General features: G+C 64.4%; 18 protein-coding genes and 1 pseudogene. 8 read left to right on the top strand and 11 right to left on the bottom strand.

Annotated features, from left to right (window positions below):
- Positions 1-89: 89 nt before the first annotated feature.
- Positions 90-497: a VOC family protein gene (locus tag P0D96_RS11800; protein ID WP_408177429.1), complete on the top strand. Its 408-nt coding sequence runs from the start codon at positions 90-92 to the stop codon at positions 495-497.
- 4 nt (positions 498-501) lie between these two features.
- Positions 502-1776, top strand: coding sequence for an RNA polymerase sigma factor (locus P0D96_RS11795; RefSeq protein WP_408313525.1), 1275 nt, complete (start codon positions 502-504; stop codon positions 1774-1776).
- A 119-nt stretch (positions 1777-1895) separates the two neighbouring features.
- Here P0D96_RS11795 and P0D96_RS11790 read toward each other — a convergent pair whose 3' ends face one another.
- The 5 genes from P0D96_RS11790 to P0D96_RS11770 form a co-directional block, all read right to left on the bottom strand.
- Positions 1896-2474: a DUF4337 domain-containing protein gene (locus P0D96_RS11790; RefSeq protein ID WP_132379156.1), complete on the bottom strand. Its 579-nt coding sequence runs from the start codon at positions 2472-2474 to the stop codon at positions 1896-1898.
- Between the two features lie 182 nt (positions 2475-2656).
- The gene (locus P0D96_RS11785; RefSeq protein WP_132379154.1) at positions 2657-2833 is read right to left on the bottom strand and encodes a DUF1427 family protein; all 177 of its coding nucleotides are present in this window, start codon (positions 2831-2833) and stop codon (positions 2657-2659) included.
- Between the two features lie 55 nt (positions 2834-2888).
- A complete protein-coding gene (locus P0D96_RS11780) occupies positions 2889-3854 on the bottom strand; it encodes a quinone oxidoreductase family protein (protein WP_408313522.1) in 966 nt (321 codons plus the stop codon).
- 146 nt (positions 3855-4000) lie between these two features.
- Entirely contained in the window at positions 4001-4831 is an 831-nt protein-coding gene (locus P0D96_RS11775) for an AraC family transcriptional regulator (RefSeq protein WP_408313520.1), read from the bottom strand.
- A gap of 133 nt (positions 4832-4964) precedes the next feature.
- A complete protein-coding gene (locus P0D96_RS11770) occupies positions 4965-5909 on the bottom strand; it encodes an AEC family transporter (RefSeq protein ID WP_408313518.1) in 945 nt (314 codons plus the stop codon).
- 137 nt (positions 5910-6046) lie between these two features.
- Here P0D96_RS11770 and P0D96_RS11765 point away from each other — a divergent pair, with 137 nt between their 5' ends.
- Entirely contained in the window at positions 6047-6913 is an 867-nt protein-coding gene (locus P0D96_RS11765; protein ID WP_408313516.1) for a LysR family transcriptional regulator, read from the top strand.
- 9 nt (positions 6914-6922) lie between these two features.
- On the opposite strand, the gene P0D96_RS11760 is transcribed toward P0D96_RS11765, so the two are convergent.
- Positions 6923-7591 carry a VC0807 family protein gene (locus tag P0D96_RS11760; RefSeq protein ID WP_408313514.1) on the bottom strand — a complete coding sequence of 223 codons (669 nt, stop codon included), beginning with the start codon at positions 7589-7591 and terminating at the stop codon, positions 6923-6925.
- A 191-nt stretch (positions 7592-7782) separates the two neighbouring features.
- On the opposite strand from P0D96_RS11760, the gene P0D96_RS11755 reads away from it, so the two are divergent.
- Positions 7783-8316: a GNAT family N-acetyltransferase gene (locus P0D96_RS11755; protein ID WP_408177423.1), complete on the top strand. Its 534-nt coding sequence runs from the start codon at positions 7783-7785 to the stop codon at positions 8314-8316.
- A gap of 75 nt (positions 8317-8391) precedes the next feature.
- On the opposite strand, the gene P0D96_RS11750 is transcribed toward P0D96_RS11755, so the two are convergent.
- Positions 8392-9132, bottom strand: a complete 741-nt coding sequence (locus P0D96_RS11750) for a GNAT family N-acetyltransferase (RefSeq protein ID WP_408177422.1) — start codon at positions 9130-9132, stop codon at positions 8392-8394.
- Between the two features lie 108 nt (positions 9133-9240).
- Between P0D96_RS11750 and pdxR the strand changes: the two genes are divergently transcribed.
- Together pdxR and P0D96_RS11740 are read left to right on the top strand one after the other, a co-directional pair.
- The gene (gene pdxR, locus P0D96_RS11745) at positions 9241-10764 is read left to right on the top strand and encodes a MocR-like pyridoxine biosynthesis transcription factor PdxR (protein WP_408313511.1); all 1524 of its coding nucleotides are present in this window, start codon (positions 9241-9243) and stop codon (positions 10762-10764) included.
- A 227-nt stretch (positions 10765-10991) separates the two neighbouring features.
- The gene (locus P0D96_RS11740; protein WP_132379516.1) at positions 10992-11324 is read left to right on the top strand and encodes a hypothetical protein; all 333 of its coding nucleotides are present in this window, start codon (positions 10992-10994) and stop codon (positions 11322-11324) included.
- A 48-nt stretch (positions 11325-11372) separates the two neighbouring features.
- On the opposite strand, the gene P0D96_RS11735 is transcribed toward P0D96_RS11740, so the two are convergent.
- The gene (locus P0D96_RS11735; protein WP_408313509.1) at positions 11373-12179 is read right to left on the bottom strand and encodes an aminoglycoside phosphotransferase family protein; all 807 of its coding nucleotides are present in this window, start codon (positions 12177-12179) and stop codon (positions 11373-11375) included.
- 186 nt (positions 12180-12365) lie between these two features.
- Between P0D96_RS11735 and P0D96_RS11730 the strand changes: the two genes are divergently transcribed.
- Positions 12366-12953: a flavin reductase family protein gene (locus P0D96_RS11730; protein WP_132379140.1), complete on the top strand. Its 588-nt coding sequence runs from the start codon at positions 12366-12368 to the stop codon at positions 12951-12953.
- A gap of 16 nt (positions 12954-12969) precedes the next feature.
- On the opposite strand, the pseudogene P0D96_RS11725 reads toward P0D96_RS11730, so the two are convergent.
- Positions 12970-13056: pseudogene (locus tag P0D96_RS11725) on the bottom strand (phosphotyrosine protein phosphatase); the annotation flags it as partial.
- A gap of 7 nt (positions 13057-13063) precedes the next feature.
- On the bottom strand, positions 13064-13549 hold the full coding sequence (locus P0D96_RS11720) for a GNAT family N-acetyltransferase (RefSeq protein ID WP_408313506.1): 486 nt from the start codon (positions 13547-13549) through the stop codon (positions 13064-13066).
- Between the two features lie 366 nt (positions 13550-13915).
- Between P0D96_RS11720 and thrS the strand changes: the two genes are divergently transcribed.
- On the top strand, positions 13916-15130 hold the full coding sequence (gene thrS / locus P0D96_RS11715; protein ID WP_408313504.1) for a threonine--tRNA ligase: 1215 nt from the start codon (positions 13916-13918) through the stop codon (positions 15128-15130).
- 264 nt (positions 15131-15394) lie between these two features.
- Here thrS and P0D96_RS11710 read toward each other — a convergent pair whose 3' ends face one another.
- The gene (locus tag P0D96_RS11710) at positions 15395-16126 is read right to left on the bottom strand and encodes a maleate cis-trans isomerase family protein (protein WP_408313502.1); all 732 of its coding nucleotides are present in this window, start codon (positions 16124-16126) and stop codon (positions 15395-15397) included.
- Positions 16127-16135 lie beyond the last annotated feature (9 nt).

Raw genomic sequence — 16135 nt, 5'->3', positions numbered from 1 at the left:
GGCGCATGGCGGCCGGAGCGGCGCAACGCTCGCACTGAGCGCGAAGCGCCCAAGCCGTCCGAACCACAACCGGATCACTGGACTCCATCATGCATAAGCAGATCTACGTCAATCTCGCGGTCGACAACCTCGAACGATCGAAAGCCTTCTTCAGCGCGATCGGTTTGAGCTTCGAACCGCAATTCACGAACGAACAGGCGGCCTGTCTGATCCTCGGCGAGAACATCTACGCGATGCTGCTGGTCAAGGACCTGTTCAAGTCGTTCACGCGCAAGTCGCTGTGCGATCCGAAGGAGAGCACGGAAGCGCTGGTGGGGCTGTCGTGCGAAAGCCGGGCGGAGGTCGATGCGCTGGTCGCCAAAGCGCTCGCCGCCGGCGGCACCGTGCCGCGCGCGCCGCAGGATTATGGTTTCATGTATGGGCACGGCTTCGAGGATATCGACGGCCACATCTGGGAGCTCATCCACATGGACCCGAACGCCAAGACGGCGGGCTGAGGCTGTGACCACGGCAGCCACCCACCGTGCCATCGAGGCAGTCTGGCGGATCGAATCCGCCAAGGTCATCGCCCACGTCGCGCGGATCGTGCGCGACGTCGGGCTCGCCGAAGAACTGGCGCAAGACGCGCTGGTGGCCGCGCTCGAACATTGGCCCGACGCCGGCGTGCCCGACAACCCGGGAGCATGGCTGATGGCGACCGCAAAGAACCGTGCCCTCGACCGCTTGCGGCAGGAAGCGCTGCACGCCCGCAAGCGCCAGGAGCTGGGTCACGATCTCGACGCGATGGAGGCTCACCTCGTGCCCGATTTCGTCGATTCCCTCGATGCCGCCCGCGCCGACGATATCGGCGACGACCTGCTGCGGCTCGTGTTCACCGCGTGCCACCCGGTGTTGTCGACCGATGCGCGCGTCGCGCTCACGCTGCGCCTGCTCGGCGGCCTCACCACGGATGAAATCGCGCGCGCGTTTCTCGTGCCGGAGCCGACTGTCGCACAGCGTATCGTGCGGGCCAAGCGCACGCTGTCGGCGGCCAAGGTGCCGGTCGAGGTGCCGCAGGCGGACGCACGCGCGCCGCGGCTTGCCTCGGTGCTGCAGGTCATCTATCTGATTTTCAACGAAGGCTATTCGGCCACGGCCGGCGACGACTGGATGCGGCCCGCGCTCTGCGAGGAAGCGCTGCGGCTCGGCCGCGTGCTGAGCGGTCTCGTACCCGACGAGAGCGAAGTGCACGGCCTCGTCGCGCTGATGGAGATCCAGGCCTCGCGCACGCATGCGCGCACGAATGCGCAGGGCCGTCCGGTGCTGCTGCTCGATCAGGATCGAAGCCGCTGGGATCCGCTTCTGATCCGTCGCGGGCTGGCCGCGCTCAACAGCGCGCATGCGCTGGGCGGCGCCAGCGGCCCGTACGCGTTGCAGGCAGCGCTCGCCGCCTGTCACGCTCGTGCGCGTCGCGCGAGCGATACCGACTGGACGCAGATCGTCGCGTTGTATGACGCGCTGGCGCAAGTGGCGCCATCGCCGGTGGTCGAGTTGAATCGCGCGGTGGCGGTCGGCATGGCGTTCGGTCCGGCGGCCGGCCTGGAGATCGTCGATGCGCTGGCAAGCGATGCCGCGCTGGCGAACTACCACTGGCTGCCGAGCGTGCGCGGCGATCTGCTGGCGAAGCTCGGACGCGTGGAAGAAGCGCGCGCCGAGTTCGAACGTGCCGCGGGGATGACGCGCAATGCACGCGAGCGCGAGTTGTTGCTCGAACGCGCGCACGGCATCGCGCATTGAGCCTTGAGTCTTAGCGTTGTAACCGCTACCGGATCAACTGACGCACGCCCAACGCGACGAACCGCGGACCCATCAATCACACTGCACTCCTTCTTTCGCGCCGCGCGGCGCTTCACTCATCAAGCCGAGAAAAACGCCAACGCGCCGGTGATCACGCCCGCTCCCGCCACCACGAACGAGAGATTGCGCAACCACTTCTTGCGTGTCAGCAACGTGATCGCGCACAAGGCGATCGCCACCTGAATCAGCGTGGTGGCCTGCGCCCAACGATGATGCCCGTGTAGCAACGCTTCGCTGCGGGCGTCGTTATCGACGACTTCCTTTTCGATCGCTTCGGCTTTCGCGCGGATCGGCTCTTTCTGCTGCTTGTATTTGTCGACGTCGGCGAGGAATTTCGCATGCGCGTCCGTGTTGCCGGTGGACAGCGCCGCGCCGAGTTCGGCGAGATTTTGCTTCTCGCCCTTCGCCTGGTAGTAGTTCCACTGGTTCGACGCTTCGGTCTTTTTGATGGCGGCTTCGTTCTTGTAGTACAGCGCAAGATTTTCGCTGTTGCCGCTCTGGTACGCGCACAGGGCGCCGATCGTCGCGAGGATCGCCGTGATCACGGCCATGCGGCTCGCAAACGGATCCGCGTCGTGATGACCGGCGTGTTCCACGGCATGGTCGTGCGGACCATGCACTTCATATTCTTCAGGCATCTGATTCTCCGAGGCAAAGCTTTTCTTGTCGTATGCGGGCGGCGCACGAGCCCGTCGGGCTCAATCTTAGCGTGTGACGCAGGGTGACGGAAAAGGTGCCTCTTGGAGATGCGGCTGCGTCGGCGTTTATTCGACGGCTACGCGGAACTCAACGCGAGCGAAGTGCAGCGGCAAGATGCGAGTCAATGAATGCCTGACGCCAGCCAGGTCCGCACCAACGGAATCATATGTTCGCCGCCAAGCATGCCGAGCAGCCCGACCAGCGCGATGGTCGGCGGCGCGGGCGACTTCACTTCCATCACGCTGTAGAGGAGGCCGACCACGACACCCGCGGCCAGCGAGATCAAATACGCTTTCATGACTGTTGTATCCAGATGAGAGGCGGGCTGCCACGCCCGCCGGTCGCAATGGCGATTACATCGTGATGACGACCCGGCCGCGTGTGCCGGCGGCCACGGCCTCGTAGGCGTCGCGAGCGCGTTCGAGCGGGAATGTCTGCGCGATGGCCGGTCCGGTCAGCTTGCCGGTTTCGAAGCCCTCGACTAGCGCCGTCATCAACGGCGCCGATTCCGCGACGCCTAGCTTCGCGCTATCCACACCGAGCAACTGCGTCTCGTTGTGATAGAAGTCGATCAGATCGAATTCGACGCGGCGCTTGCCCGTGCCGCTGATTTCGAGCACGCGGCCACGGCGTTTGACGAGGCTCAATGCCATCTCGAACGCCACGCCGCCGACCGTGTCGTACACCACGTCCGCACCCGCGCCGTCGGTCAGCGCCCTCAAACGGTCCGTGGTGTTTTCATCGAACGGCACGTACTCGTCGATCAGGCGGCCCGCCGGCGTATCCGCGTCGAGCGGATGACGGTCCACGGCGATCACACGGGCGCCGCGCGCCTTGGCGATCTGCACCACCGCACCGCCCACGCCGCCACCGGCGCCGATCACGGCGATGGTCTCACCCGCTTGCAACTGCGCGTACTCGACCGTGCCGAGCCAGGCGACCACGAAGTTCACGCCGATCGCGGAGGCTTCGGCATGGCTCAGCGTTTTGGGTTTGCGCGACAGTGCCGCGAGTGGCACCTTGATGAACTCGGCATGCGTGCCGTCGCGCGTGAAGCCGATGTCGCCGCCGGTGCCCCACACTTCGGCGCCGAGCCAGGTTTGCGGACCGTCCACCACCACGCCGCTAAAGTCACGCCCCGGCGTGCGCGGCAGCACCGTATGTCCGAAATGCCCGGAGACGTTCTTGACGTCGCTCGGATTCACCGAGGCCGCCTTGACTTGCACGACGACGTTGTCGGCGTCGGCTTGCGGCGTCGGCAGTTCGATGTGGTCGAGCACCTCGGGGCTGCCGAAGGATTTGAACTGGATGGCTTTCATCGTATGTCGCTCCAATTGGATTCCGGGCTGCGTTGCGCAGTAGATTGAACGTTAGTCTAGGTGACCGGCACGCAGGTGTTGAGACAAAGACTTTCGAAATTCGGACAAGCAGTTGGCGACCCACGCCCGTGGCGCTGCGAAGCGGATCAACTTTGCTGGCTCTTCGCGGGTTCGGGCGCGACCGTGGACGCCGGCTCGCTCAACGTGCCGCTCGGATCGAAGCCGGTCGGCGGCGCGCCCAGTTCGCGCCGGAACATGTCGCTGAAGCTGCTCGGCTGAAAACCGAGCGAGCGCGCGACGCTGCTCACCGGCCGTCCTTCGGCGAGCCAGGAGACGGCGACCGCCAGTTGCACCTGGCGGCGCCATTCGGCAAAGCCGACGCCCAGTTCGCGTGTGAAGAGGCGCGCCAGCGTCCGCACGCTCGCTCCGACCGACGCCGCATGCTGCTCGAAGCTGATTGCGATCGACGGATTGTCGATCACCGCGCGGCATAACGCCTCGAGCCGCCGGTCCGAGGCATCGGGCAACGCGATGCGCAGCGACGAGCGCGGCGCGTGTCCCAGTTCCAGCATGGCGAGACGGTACGCGGCGTCGAGATAGGTCTGATCGCGCGAGTCGCTGCTTTCATGCTCCGCGATCGAGGTGATCAGTTCGCGCAGCAGGCCGTTCACCTCGAACACGTCGCTGCGCCGGCTCAGATGACCGACATTGCGCGCGTGGAGATAGAGATTGCGCATCTCCACCTCGCTCATCATGTGGATGGAGTGCAGGGTGCCGGCCGGTAGCCAGACCGCGCGTTGCGGCGGCACCACCAGCGCTTCGCGGCCGACCTCGACCCACATCACGCCCGATACCGCATACAGCACCTGCGCCCACGTGTGCGAGTGCGGGTCGATACGCAGCCCGCGCGGATAGTGCCGGGCGAGCGAACGGGCGTCGGCGTCGTCGTGGAGTTCGGGGGGGCGGGCTTTGGGCACGGCGGCTCGGTTCAGGCTTCGCGCATGGCGGATGAAGATCGCGGACCGTGTCGATCCGTTTGCGAAGCATAGCGCGAGGCGCGGGCCTGTGCATGTTGCGCGCCGGTCGGCGCTCAGATGCGCTTAGGTGCGCTTACGTGCGATGGCCCATCAACAGCAGCAGCAACGAGAGGGTCACGATCGAGCCTACAGTCGACAGCAGGATCGTCCGCGAGGTGATGTGGGCTTCACGTTCGTAGAACTCGGCGAGCATGAAGGGGCCGGTGCCGGTGGGCAACGCGGCGAGGATGACCGCCATTTCGACCAGCGTGGACGAGAGCCCAAACACGCGCGCCGCAAGCCACCATGTCAGCGCGGGCTGTACGAGCAGCTTGACGCCGGTCAGCAGCCAGGAAATGCCTCGTGCGCCGGCCTCGGATGGGCGCTTCTCCGCGAGGAACAAGCCGAGGCTCACCAGCGCGCACGGACTCGCCGCGCCGCCCAGCAGTTTCAGAAAGGTTTCCGCGCTGGGCGGCAACGCGACATGGAGGCTGGCGAACAGCACGCCCACGATCGGCGACACGATCAGCGGATTGCGCGCCAGCGAGCGCAGCACTTTCAACCCCAGCTTATGCGGCGTGCGCTCGGTCTGCAGACCCACTTCGATCAGTACGATCGCAACCGCGAACAGCACGCAGGCAACGAGGATCGTGGCGATCGTGGTCGGCGTCAGACTGGCCGAGCCGAACGCGATCATGCCCAGCGGGAAACCGATATAGCCGGTGTTCGGATACGAGGCCGCAATCGCATCGACGCTCGCATCAGCGAGATGCCGGCCGCTCATCAAGCGCATCGCCAGAATCAGGACGAACACGCTGACACACGCAATCGAAAATGTGGCGACGAACGCCGGCTGATAGAGCTGCTGCCAGGTGGCGTGGGCCATGATGTCGAACAGCAACGCCGGCAGCGCCAGCCAGACCACGAAACGGTTCAGTTCCGAAGCCGAGTTCGCCCCGAGCACATTGCGCCGGCGGCAGGCGAAACCCGCGAAAATCAGACCGAAGACGGGGAGCAGGATTTCGAGGGTGGCTAACATCGGCGCAAAAATGTGGGGAGAAATGGCGATCCGCCAGCGTAGTGGCTAGCGGCGATACAATCCAATACTGTTTTTTGTGCTCAACAATACCTTTTTTGCATTGTCATTTCCCATGAGTCATTTCCCATGAGGCCGTCGTGATCGATATCAAGCCGCTGCGCTACTTCGTGACGCTTGCCGAGACGCGCCATTTCGGCCGGGCGGCGGTGCGTCTGAATCTGTCGCAGCCGCCGTTGAGCCGGCAACTGGCGGCGCTGGAAGCGAGCGTAGGCGTGACGCTGGTCGAGCGTAGCCCGCGCAGCGTGACCTTGACCGCCGCGGGCGAGCGCTTCTATGCCGATGCGAAAGCGATTCTCGCCTCCGTGGAGCAAGCGGTCAGCAACGCGCAAGCCGCCGCGCATGGCGACGCCGGCAAGCTCGCCATCGGCTTCACGATGTGCGCGGCGTACAACGTCGTGCCCGGCTATGCGCGGGCTTTCGGCGCGGCCTATCCCGAAGTCGCGTTGAACCTGCGTGAGGTCGTCTCCAACGATCTCGCCGCGCAGGTGCTCGTCGGTCAGATCGACGCGGCCATCATGTTCCCGACCGTGCCGGACAAGGGGCTCGCCACGCGCACGATTCTCAGCGAGCCCTTGTGCGTTGCGCTGTCGCGCAGTCATCCGCGGGCCCGCGCGCGGCGTCTGAAAATTGCGCAACTGGCCGGCGAACCGTTCGTGCTTGCATCCGAGGACGTGGCGCCCACTTTGCGCGCGACGATCCTCGAGCATTGCCGCTCCGGCGGCTTCGAACCCGACATACGTTTCGAAGTGCAGTTGCAGCAGACGGTGCTGAGTCTCGTCGACGAAGGGGTGGGCGTGGCGCTGGTGCCGGCTTCCATGCGCAAAGCGCAACTCGCGGGCGTGGTGTTCCGGCCGCTGGTCGATGCACCGCTGATCGAACAGGTGCTGGCGTGGTCGCCGGTGAATCGCAATCCGTGTCTGGCGCGCTTTCTCGAGTTGGCGTGAGGGCAGCGTTTATGAACCGGCGAGGCGGTTTGTCTGCTCCACGGTGTCGTCGGGATAGCGCAGCGCATCTCGCTTGATGAGCCGGCGGCACCAGAAGGTCCAGGCCGTCAGGCCGGCATAGACGCCGTACCTCAGCACGGTGGACGCGATGGCCGAGCGCGGATCGTCGGGCCATTGCCAGACGATCAGACTGCGCAAGATGTTCTCGCCCGTCATGCCGATGCCCCACACGAGCGTCATCAAGCGGATATACGCGACGAGCGAGGGACGCTCGCGCCAATGCTTTTCGAAGCTCTCGACGCTGCGATGATCCTCGCGTGACATGGTCGAGCGCGCGAGATAAAACACTAGCGGTTTTGGCAGCGCGAGCGACACCAGGAACGATACGCCGATCATGCCGGAGACCATCGGGTCTTCGATCTCGCGCAGTCGCGTGTTGCCGCCGAAGCCGACGCTGAGTGCCAGCAGCGAGAGCACGATGCCGACCAGCACGAGCGCGCTGAGCGCGTCGAAATGGCGATAGCGCAGCAGGTCCCAGCTCATCCACGCAATCAGCGGCAGCGCCGACGCGGCCAGCGCGCCGAGCTGGCCCCAGTGCGGGAACGCGAGCCGGTAGGCGAGCCAGGGCAAGGCGACGTTCACGATCAGCGCGGTGAGGTAGCGCAGGCGAAGTTTCATCGACGGAGCGGTGGTGAGCGTGGCAACGATGCGCGGACGTATCCGGCGAGTGTAGGGCGAAGTCTCTTCGCATGCCATAGCTTGCGGCGCGGGCGGCCAGGATATTGGCAACGCACATGGCGCGCAGAAAATCTGCGATGATCGAGCGCACTGATTGCCGAGCCATTTCATCCACTATCTGCTCTTACGCAATGTCGATTGCTCCCCCGCTCCTCACCACCTCCCGCCTCACCCTGCGTCCCCACACGCGCGACGATTTCCTCGAGAGTTACGCGATGTGGTCCGATCCCGAGGTGATCCGCTATATCGGCGGCAAGCCCTTCACGCGCGAAGAAGTCTGGGCGCGTCTGCTGCGTTACGCCGGTCATTGGGCGATGCTGGGCTATGGCTATTGGGTCGTGCGGGAAAAGGAGAGCGGCCGGTTTCTCGGTGAAGTCGGCTTTGCCGACTACCATCGCGAGATCGAGCCGTCCTTGTTGGCGCCCGAAGTCGGCTGGGCGCTGGATCCGGCCGTGCATGGCCGTGGCTACGCAACCGAGGCCGTGCGTGCCGCGCTGGAGTGGGCCGACCGGCAGTGGCCGGATGGGGAAACGGCCTGCATCGTCGCGCCGGAGAATCTGCCGTCGCTGCGCGTCGCTCATAAATGCGGTTATCGTGAGCAACTTCGGACCACGTATAAAGGCAAGCCGACCATCGTGCTGCGTCGGCGGGCACATGCGGTTTGAGCCAACGCGCGGCGAGCGCCGTTGTTGCCCGTTACATCGAGCGATCCGTGCGCGCCGTCCGGCTCGACAATCACCTCACCGCGCGTCGCCGCTCGCTACTGCCCGCTGCTGTGCGATCAGATCCACCAGCCGTTCGACCTGTTGCCCTTGCGCATCGAAGTTGCCGGCATCGAGCCAACGCGCATAGCTCGGACGGAGCGCAGGCCATTCGCTATCGATGATCGAAAACCACGCGGTGTCGCGATTGCGTTCGCGATACACGATCGCCTGACGGAAGATCCCCTCGAACGTGAAGCCGTAGCGCAACGCCGCCGTGCGCGACGGTCCGTTCAACGAATCGCACTTCCATTCGAAGCGCCGATAGCCGAGCTTGTCGAACACCTGCGTCATCAGCAGAAACATCGCTTCGGTGGCGATGCGCGTGCGCTTCAGACGCGGCGAATAGGTGACGTGGCCGACTTCGATCACACCGTTTGCGCGGTCGATCCGCATCAGCGCCAGCGTGCCGACCGCCTTGCCGGTCGTCAGATCGATCACCGCGTAGTGCAGCGGATCGGCGGACGCGGCGGCGCGCGTCAGATGCTCGCGATAGGCGGCGAGACTTTCGAACGGACCGACTGCCAGGTAGGTCCAGTCGCGGCCATCGGCGGCCGAGCTGTACGCGTCGTATAGATCCTCGGCGTGACGCTCCACGTGCACGGGTTCGATCCGGCAATAGCGGCCCACCAGCGGCTCGCGGCCAGGCGCCTGAGCGCCGTTCCAGCCCGGCACGGGGGCGCCGATCGGTTGGTCGAACGCGTTACGTCTGGGTTCCATGTCTGTTCTCCTGGCGGTTACGAATGATCGTCGATGATGGAGAACGATACGGCAAACGTGGTATGTTCAAAAGATCCACGTCAACGTCATTTGATAGATCCAGCCGCGATGATCGAGATCATTGGCCCGCTTGCCAGCCCGGCTGCATCCACGGCCGCCGGCAGCGGCGCAAAGCCCGAGCCGCTGCAAAAACAACTAATCGAGCGCTTGCAGCAGGCGATTCTCGCTGGGCGTTTGCCGGCGGGATCGCTGCTGCCGTCGTCGCGCCTGCTGGCTGCGGAAATGGGCGTGTCGCGCAACACGGTGGTGATCGCGTACGAGCATCTGGCCGCGGTCGGTTATGTGGTCGCCGACAAGAAGGGCACGCGCGTGAGCCCACTCTCCAGCCCATCCGCCCGCGGCGAGCCGCGCTCGCACCCTGCCGCGCCGGAGGTGGCCTACGCGGCGCGCGTCGGGCAGTTCGCGGCCACCCGCACCCACGCCGACAACACTTTGCCTCTGACGCCCGGCACGCCCGCCTTGGACCGTTTCCCGGTGACCGCGTGGCGGCGCGCACTTGAACGCTCGATGGAGCGTGCGCTGCCCCTCGCGCTCGGCTACGGCACGCCGGCCGGCGAGCCGGCGTTGCGCGACGCCATCGCCGCGCACTTGCGAATGGCGCGCGGCGTGCGCTGCGAAGGCTCGCAAGTGGTGATCACCGAGGGCGCGCAGGAGGCGCTGAACCTGTGCGTGCGCCTCTTCACCAATCCCGGCGACGTCGCATGGGTCGAGGACCCCGGCTATCGCGGCGCGAAAGCCGCGTTCAATCTGGGCGACCTGACCACGCTGCCGATCCCCGTCGACACCGAAGGCATGGCGGTGCCATCCGACGCGTGGCGCACGCAGCCACCCACGCTGATCTACACGTCGCCCGCGCATCAGTATCCGACGGGCTCGGTGCTGTCGGTGGCGCGCCGTCTCGAGCTGATCGCGCAGGCGAGGCGCAGCGGCGCGTGGCTGATCGAGGACGATTACGACGGCGAGTTCCGCCACACCGGCGAGCCGATCGCCAGCATGCAAGGGCTCGTCGAGGATGCGCGGGTGTTGTACGTCGGCTCGTTCAGCAAAACGATGTTTCCCGCGCTGCGCATCGGCTTCGTGGTGCTGCCGCGTCCGATCGCCGCGCACACCGCTGTCGCTGTGCAGGAGATGCTGCGCGGCGGGCATCGGCTGGAGCAACTGGCGCTGGCGCAGTTCATCGAGAGCGGCGAGTTCGGGCGGCATCTCGGGCGTATGCGGCGTCTGTATCGCGAGCGCCAGCAGGCGTTGCGCGATGCGCTGAGCGCGCATTTCGCGCCGTCGCAGATTCTCGGCGGCAATTGCGGCATGCATCTGACGCTGCGCTTGCCGCCGCGCATCGACGATCAGACCCTCGCCGAACGCGCGCTCGCTCACGGGCTCAATCCGCGCGCGCTGTCCGGTTTCGCGTTACAGCCGTGCGCGGAGACGAATGGGCTCGTGATCGGCTACGGCAGTACGCCGGCTGAGCGGCTGGCGACGGCAATCCGTGTGCTGGCCGGGCTGGTGGCCGAGTTGGACGGCAAGCCGAAGCGTCAGCCGGCCAGGCAATCGGCCACGAAGATGCGCGTGTAACTTTTTGCGTTTGTCCGCGCGGCCCATGTCGCGCTATCGTGTCGCTTATGCGCGGCGATTTCGGAGTGTGCGTCATCGACGGATCGCCCGCAGCTCATGTCGCACGCGCCGCACTGCAACATCGCGTGATATGCGGTGCCGCAAATGCTCGCCGGGTCGCTGTTGGCTCGGGCATGAAGAATGCCTTTGTTGTGGTTATCTATGACGATCTATCGACCGGAGACGACATGAAGGAAATCGAACCGACCCCGTGGTTTGAGCTTGAGGCCCACACGCCCGTCCGTGAAGGCTGGTACGAGGTGCAGTTGACGAGCGGGGACACGGCTTTTGCGAAGTTTGGCGACGGCGTATGGACCGAGAAACCGTTGCTGGTATTTACACACTGGCGCGGCTTGTCCGCCGATCCATCGAAAGCCGGCGAAGGCGAGACCGAATCGATCGCCGCCGAGGCCACCGCGGCCCAAGGCGTGCGCGCCGCGTGGAACGCGTTCTTCCCGGGACTCGGCGAGGAACAGCACAAGCCACTGGATGCCGTGCCCAACGGCAAAGCGCCGCACTGATGTACGCCGGGCGGCGGCTCGCGAGTTGCCGCCCTGATCTGTCTGACCTTACCCGCGCTCGAGCGCTTCGGCAGCCAGCTTGCCGATCTCCGTATCGATGTCGGGCGTCTCGCCCGTCTCGAGAATCCACGCCGCGGACAAACCGGACCACGCCAATATCCATTGCAGCAAACGGCGCCGATCGAGCCCGGCATGCCGCGCGACTCTTTCGACGCGACGCTCGAACCATCCCAGTCGCAACGCCGACTCCGCGTCCGGATTGCAGAAAATGTTTGCGTAGTCGAATCCGCGTTCGCCGAAGAGGCCTTTCGGGTCGATGGCCAGCCAGCCGCACGGGCCGAAATCCAGCACGTTGCCGTGGTGGATGTCACCGTGCAATACCACCAGTTCTTGCGGCGCGGCGAGCAAGGCTTGCGCGACGGTGGCGCTGTTCTGCAACCAGCCACCGTATTGTTGCGCGGCGGGCCAGAGGCTCGCGAACCAGCGTGGCAAATCGATCAATTCGGGAAGCGGTTTGTTTCGCGGCGCGTGGAGGCGCGCGGCGGTGGCGCAGAGAATGTCGATGGCGCGGTCGTCGGCGTCGCTGTTGCCGGTGCGCGCCAGGTCCGCTAGCGTGTGGCTGCTTTGCGCACGCTCCAGCAGGAGAGCGTCGGCATCGTGGGCGAGTATGCGGGCCGCGCCTTCGCCGTCCCACCATACCATCAGCCGCGCGCCGAATTTCTCTTCGGGTTCCTGCGCGACTTTTAGCATCGCGGGAATGCCGTGTCGGCGCACGGGCAGGAGCCGGCTGCTGTGCGTGCGAATCGGCTCGCCATCCTGCCGCAGATCCCATTTGACGATGTACTCGGTGAACATTTGAGCTTCAGTTCGCGAGCAGGGCGATGTTGCTGTCAGGGGTATGCAGGCAGGCGATGCGCACGGTCTCTCCAATGAGTTCGACGGTTTTTCATTCTCGCCTAAATCGACACGCAGTGGCGCGCGCAGCGCGCATCGAGGCCCGCCGCTACAATCACTCTCATTCATCTGACGCGGAACCTACGTATGAAAGTCACCCGAGAACCCGTAGCCTTGCCGCGGGCCACGCAGCTACTGAATCATGGACCGGTCACGATCATCACCAGCGCGCACGGTGGCCGCTCGAACGTGATGGCGGCGTCGTGGGCGATGCCGCTCGACTTCAATCCGCCGAAGGTGGTCGTGGTGGTGGATAGCCGCACGCTCACGCGACAACTGATCGAGGCGAGTGGCGTGTTCGGACTGCAACTGCCGAGCCGGGGATTCGCTGCGCAAACGCTGGCGGTGGGCTCGAACGCGGGCACCGAACTCGACAAGTTTGCCGCCTTCGACCTGGAGACGTTCCCCGCGCAACAGATCGACGTGCCCATGCTCGCGGGTTGCATCACGTGGATGGAGTGCAAAGTCATTCCGGACGACAGCCAGCGTCACGATCTGATCATCGGGGAAGTGGTCGCGGCGTATGCGGATAGCCGCGTGTACTCGAACAACCGCTGGCATTTCGGCGACGATCCCGATCTGCGCACCTGCCACTACGTGGCTGGCGGGACGTTCTTTGCCACGGGCGATGCGTTCGAGGTGGACGCCGTGGCGAATGGCGCGGCGAGTGAGTGAGGCTCGGCGCGCGCGGCTATTTGCATCGAAGGAATTTGCCCGCCTTCAATTCCAGTAGCGCGACGAGTTCCGGCTGCATGAATGCGTAGTCGTCGGGAATGTCGCACCACTCATACGTCGCCCTCGGCAAACTTCTTCAGCGCACCTCCCGCCAACCGATACCGCACCCATTCGCTTTGCGCGCTCGCGCCGATCGATTCATAGAAGCCGATGGCCGGCTCGTTCCAGTCGAGCACACTCCATTCGAAGCGGCCGCAACCGGTATCGCGGGCAATGCGCGCGAGGTGGCGCAGCATCTGTTTGCCCGCGCCGCTGCCGCGCGATGACGGCGACACGTACAGGTCTTCCAGATAAAGCCCCTGTTTGCCGAGCCAGGTGGAATACGAAAAAAAGTAGACGCAAAAGCCGATGGGCTCGCCGTTCATCTCGCAGATCAGCGCCTTCGCGCTGGAGCCGGCGGAAAACAGGCTTGCTTCGATGTCGCCGACGGTCGCGACGACTTCGTGCGCCGCCTTTTCGTACACTGCGAGTTCGGTGATGAAGCGAAGAATCAGCGCCGAGTCGGCGGCGTGAGCGGGACGGATATGGATAGTCAAGGTTGGATGCTCGATTGATCGGTTGAGTTGCAGAGCGAAGTTTCGCGCGGACGCGTCAGCTTCGGATCAGACATACATCGTAGCGTTTAACGTGCTGTTCTGACCAGAGCGCGACGAGAATGCGATTGACGCCTCGTCACAAAATCGTTTACTGTCGATCCATGGACTTCCACTCGATTCCCTTCGCTGCCGTCACCACCACGACGACCACCTTCACAGGCGGGTCGTCTGGAGGTTGCGCGCGCTAGAAGCACGAAGCTGTGGCAAACCACCAAAGGCCCCGCCGGAAACGGACGGGGCCTTTGGCGTTTCTGGACCTCCGTTTGCGGCATCCATTCGTGGCAACCGATCAAATGGAGCAAGACTGTGAACGACCTCGACCATCGTGTATTAGGCAATAAACTCGACCTCTTTCATCAACAGGAAGAAGGCGCGGGCATGGTTTTCTGGCACCCGCGGGGCTGGGAACTGTATCGCGTACTCGAAGATTATGTGCGTGCGCGCATGCGTCGCGCAGGATTTCGCGAGATTCGCACGCCGCAATTGCTGGCGCGATCGCTGTGGGAAAAGAGCGGGCATTGGGAGAAGTTCGGCGCGGCCATGTACTCGTTGGCCGATGCGGAAGAAGGCCGCGCGCTCTGTCTGAAGCCGATGAGTTGCCCATGTCATGTGCAGGTGTTCAACCAGCGCGTGCGGTCGTATCGAGAGTTGCCGGTCCGTTATAGCGAGTTCGGCGCTTGTCATCGCGACGAGCCGTCGGGTTCGCTCGAAGGACTGAAGCGCACGCGTGCTTTCGTGCAGGACGACGCGCATGTGTTCTGTATGCCTGCGCATATCGAAGCGGAAGTCGGCCGCTTCTGTGCGCTGTTGCGTACGGTCTATGCGGACCTTGGTTTTTCCGGGTTCAAGGTCGCGCTAGCGACGCGGCCGGCCATACGCGCGGGCAGCGATCAAACGTGGGATCGCGCGGAAGATGCCTTGGCGAAGGCTGCGCGTGCCGCTGGTCTTGAGTTCGATGTGCTCGAAGGAGAGGGCGCTTTTTACGGGCCGAAACTCGAGTTTCATCTGACGGACAGCCGCGCGCGGAGTTGGCAATGCGGCACGATTCAGCTCGACTTCGTGCTACCTGAGCGGCTCGACGCGGAGTTCGTCAACGAGCGTAATGAGCGTGAGCGGCCCGTGATGATTCATCACGCGGTGCTCGGCAGTATGGAGCGGTTTATCGCGATGCTGCTTGAGCATCATGAGGGATGGTTGCCGGTGTGGCTGGCTCCTGAACAGGTCGTCGTGGCGACGGTCAGCGACGCAAATATCGGCTACGCGCAGGAGCTTATGCAGGCGCTTGACGACGCGGGTGTCAGGGCGGTGCTCGATAGCCGGCCCGAGCGGCTGGAAAAGAAGATCTTCGATGCGCGCGAGAAGCAGGTGCCGCTTCTGGTCGTGGTGGGCTCGCGCGATGAGCGGGATCGGACGATCAGTATTCGCATGCGGGATGGGCGGCACGCGACGGTTTCATTTGTGGAAGGTGTGGAACGGTTGATGTTGATGGCGCCGACGCCTGCGATGGTGTCGAGGCTCTGATGTGGTGAGTGCGGCTCGCGTATCCAGCTCTGCCGGCGGGACCGGACGGCGAGCCCCTGTTGCTTCTGAGTAGCATCAGCGGCGAGGAAGAGCTGTCGAGAATCTTCCGCTATGTACTGAATGTGCGCACGTCGCCCGACGCGAACCTCACGGCCGATGAGTCGGCCTTTCGCATAGCTTCCGACGGTGCATCGAGCTGCGCCTCCGGGCGCTTTAACGCAACGGAGCGCTTGGGCACGATACGTCACCATTCGAACATAGTGATTACCGCACCTCCGCAAATAACCGCCCCCACCGCGCCAGCGGCTCCGTATCCACCCCCGCCATCCTCAACGCCTTCCAAACCACCGTCGCCACCGTGTCATACGCAGGAATATCCGTAGCCATCTCAAACGCGCGCACCAAATGCGCTGCATGCAGATTCGTACAGAACGTCGTCACCGCATCCGGTCTCGCGAACGCGGCCTCGCGCATCATGATCGCGAGCTGGGTGTCGGGCACTTCAGCAAAGCTGAAATTATCCTGCAGCCCCAAATGCCGCTCCGCCACGCATTCAATGCCACGCTTCTCGTAGTTACGGACGATTCGCTGCTGAACATCATCGGTATAAGGCGCCACCAGACCGAATCGTCGCACGCCGGTCTTCTCGAAGATCTCGTTGAGCGCCAGCACAGAAGTCGTCGCAGGAATGCCTGTCGCCTCCGTAATCTGCCGACACAACGCGTGATCGCGCTCGAACCCCAGCCAACCCGCCGACGTGCCGCTCCAGCCGATCACGTCCACCCGCGCATCGGCCAGTTGACGCGCGGCCGTCAGAATCCGGCTCGCGTCGAACTGGCCGAGCGCCCGCTCGGACAACGCGATCTCCGTCACCGAGAAGCGAGCAAAGTGCGCGCTGACGTGCGGCAGTTCGCTCAGCATCGCCGCGGTAATCGGCTCGAGCGCCGTATTCGACGACGGCGTCAGAATACCGAGCCGGATTCGTTTGCTTTGCATCGCAGCGCG

The sequence above is a fragment of the Paraburkholderia sp. RL17-347-BIC-D genome, assembly GCF_046027915.1.
Classification (GTDB): Bacteria; Pseudomonadota; Gammaproteobacteria; order Burkholderiales; family Burkholderiaceae; genus Paraburkholderia.
This window is presented reverse-complemented; position numbering and strand designations above follow the sequence as displayed.

Excerpts from the sequence above, each read along its gene's own strand:
- P0D96_RS11735 (WP_408313509.1), bottom strand. The coding sequence starts at position 12,179 with ATGTTCACCGAGTACATCGTCAAATGGGATCTGCGGCAGGATGGCGAG.
- P0D96_RS11755 (WP_408177423.1), top strand. The coding sequence starts at position 7,783 with ATGTCGATTGCTCCCCCGCTCCTCACCACCTCCCGCCTCACCCTGCGT.
- P0D96_RS11710 (WP_408313502.1), bottom strand. The coding sequence starts at position 16,126 with ATGCAAAGCAAACGAATCCGGCTCGGTATTCTGACGCCGTCGTCGAAT.
- P0D96_RS11760 (WP_408313514.1), bottom strand. The coding sequence starts at position 7,591 with ATGAAACTTCGCCTGCGCTACCTCACCGCGCTGATCGTGAACGTCGCC.
- P0D96_RS11800 (WP_408177429.1), top strand. The coding sequence starts at position 90 with ATGCATAAGCAGATCTACGTCAATCTCGCGGTCGACAACCTCGAACGA.
- P0D96_RS11785 (WP_132379154.1), bottom strand. The coding sequence starts at position 2,833 with ATGAAAGCGTATTTGATCTCGCTGGCCGCGGGTGTCGTGGTCGGCCTC.
- P0D96_RS11770 (WP_408313518.1), bottom strand. The coding sequence starts at position 5,909 with ATGTTAGCCACCCTCGAAATCCTGCTCCCCGTCTTCGGTCTGATTTTC.
- pdxR (WP_408313511.1), top strand. The coding sequence starts at position 9,241 with ATGATCGAGATCATTGGCCCGCTTGCCAGCCCGGCTGCATCCACGGCC.
- P0D96_RS11740 (WP_132379516.1), top strand. The coding sequence starts at position 10,992 with ATGAAGGAAATCGAACCGACCCCGTGGTTTGAGCTTGAGGCCCACACG.
- P0D96_RS11730 (WP_132379140.1), top strand. The coding sequence starts at position 12,366 with ATGAAAGTCACCCGAGAACCCGTAGCCTTGCCGCGGGCCACGCAGCTA.
- P0D96_RS11780 (WP_408313522.1), bottom strand. The coding sequence starts at position 3,854 with ATGAAAGCCATCCAGTTCAAATCCTTCGGCAGCCCCGAGGTGCTCGAC.
- P0D96_RS11750 (WP_408177422.1), bottom strand. The coding sequence starts at position 9,132 with ATGGAACCCAGACGTAACGCGTTCGACCAACCGATCGGCGCCCCCGTG.
- P0D96_RS11790 (WP_132379156.1), bottom strand. The coding sequence starts at position 2,474 with ATGCCTGAAGAATATGAAGTGCATGGTCCGCACGACCATGCCGTGGAA.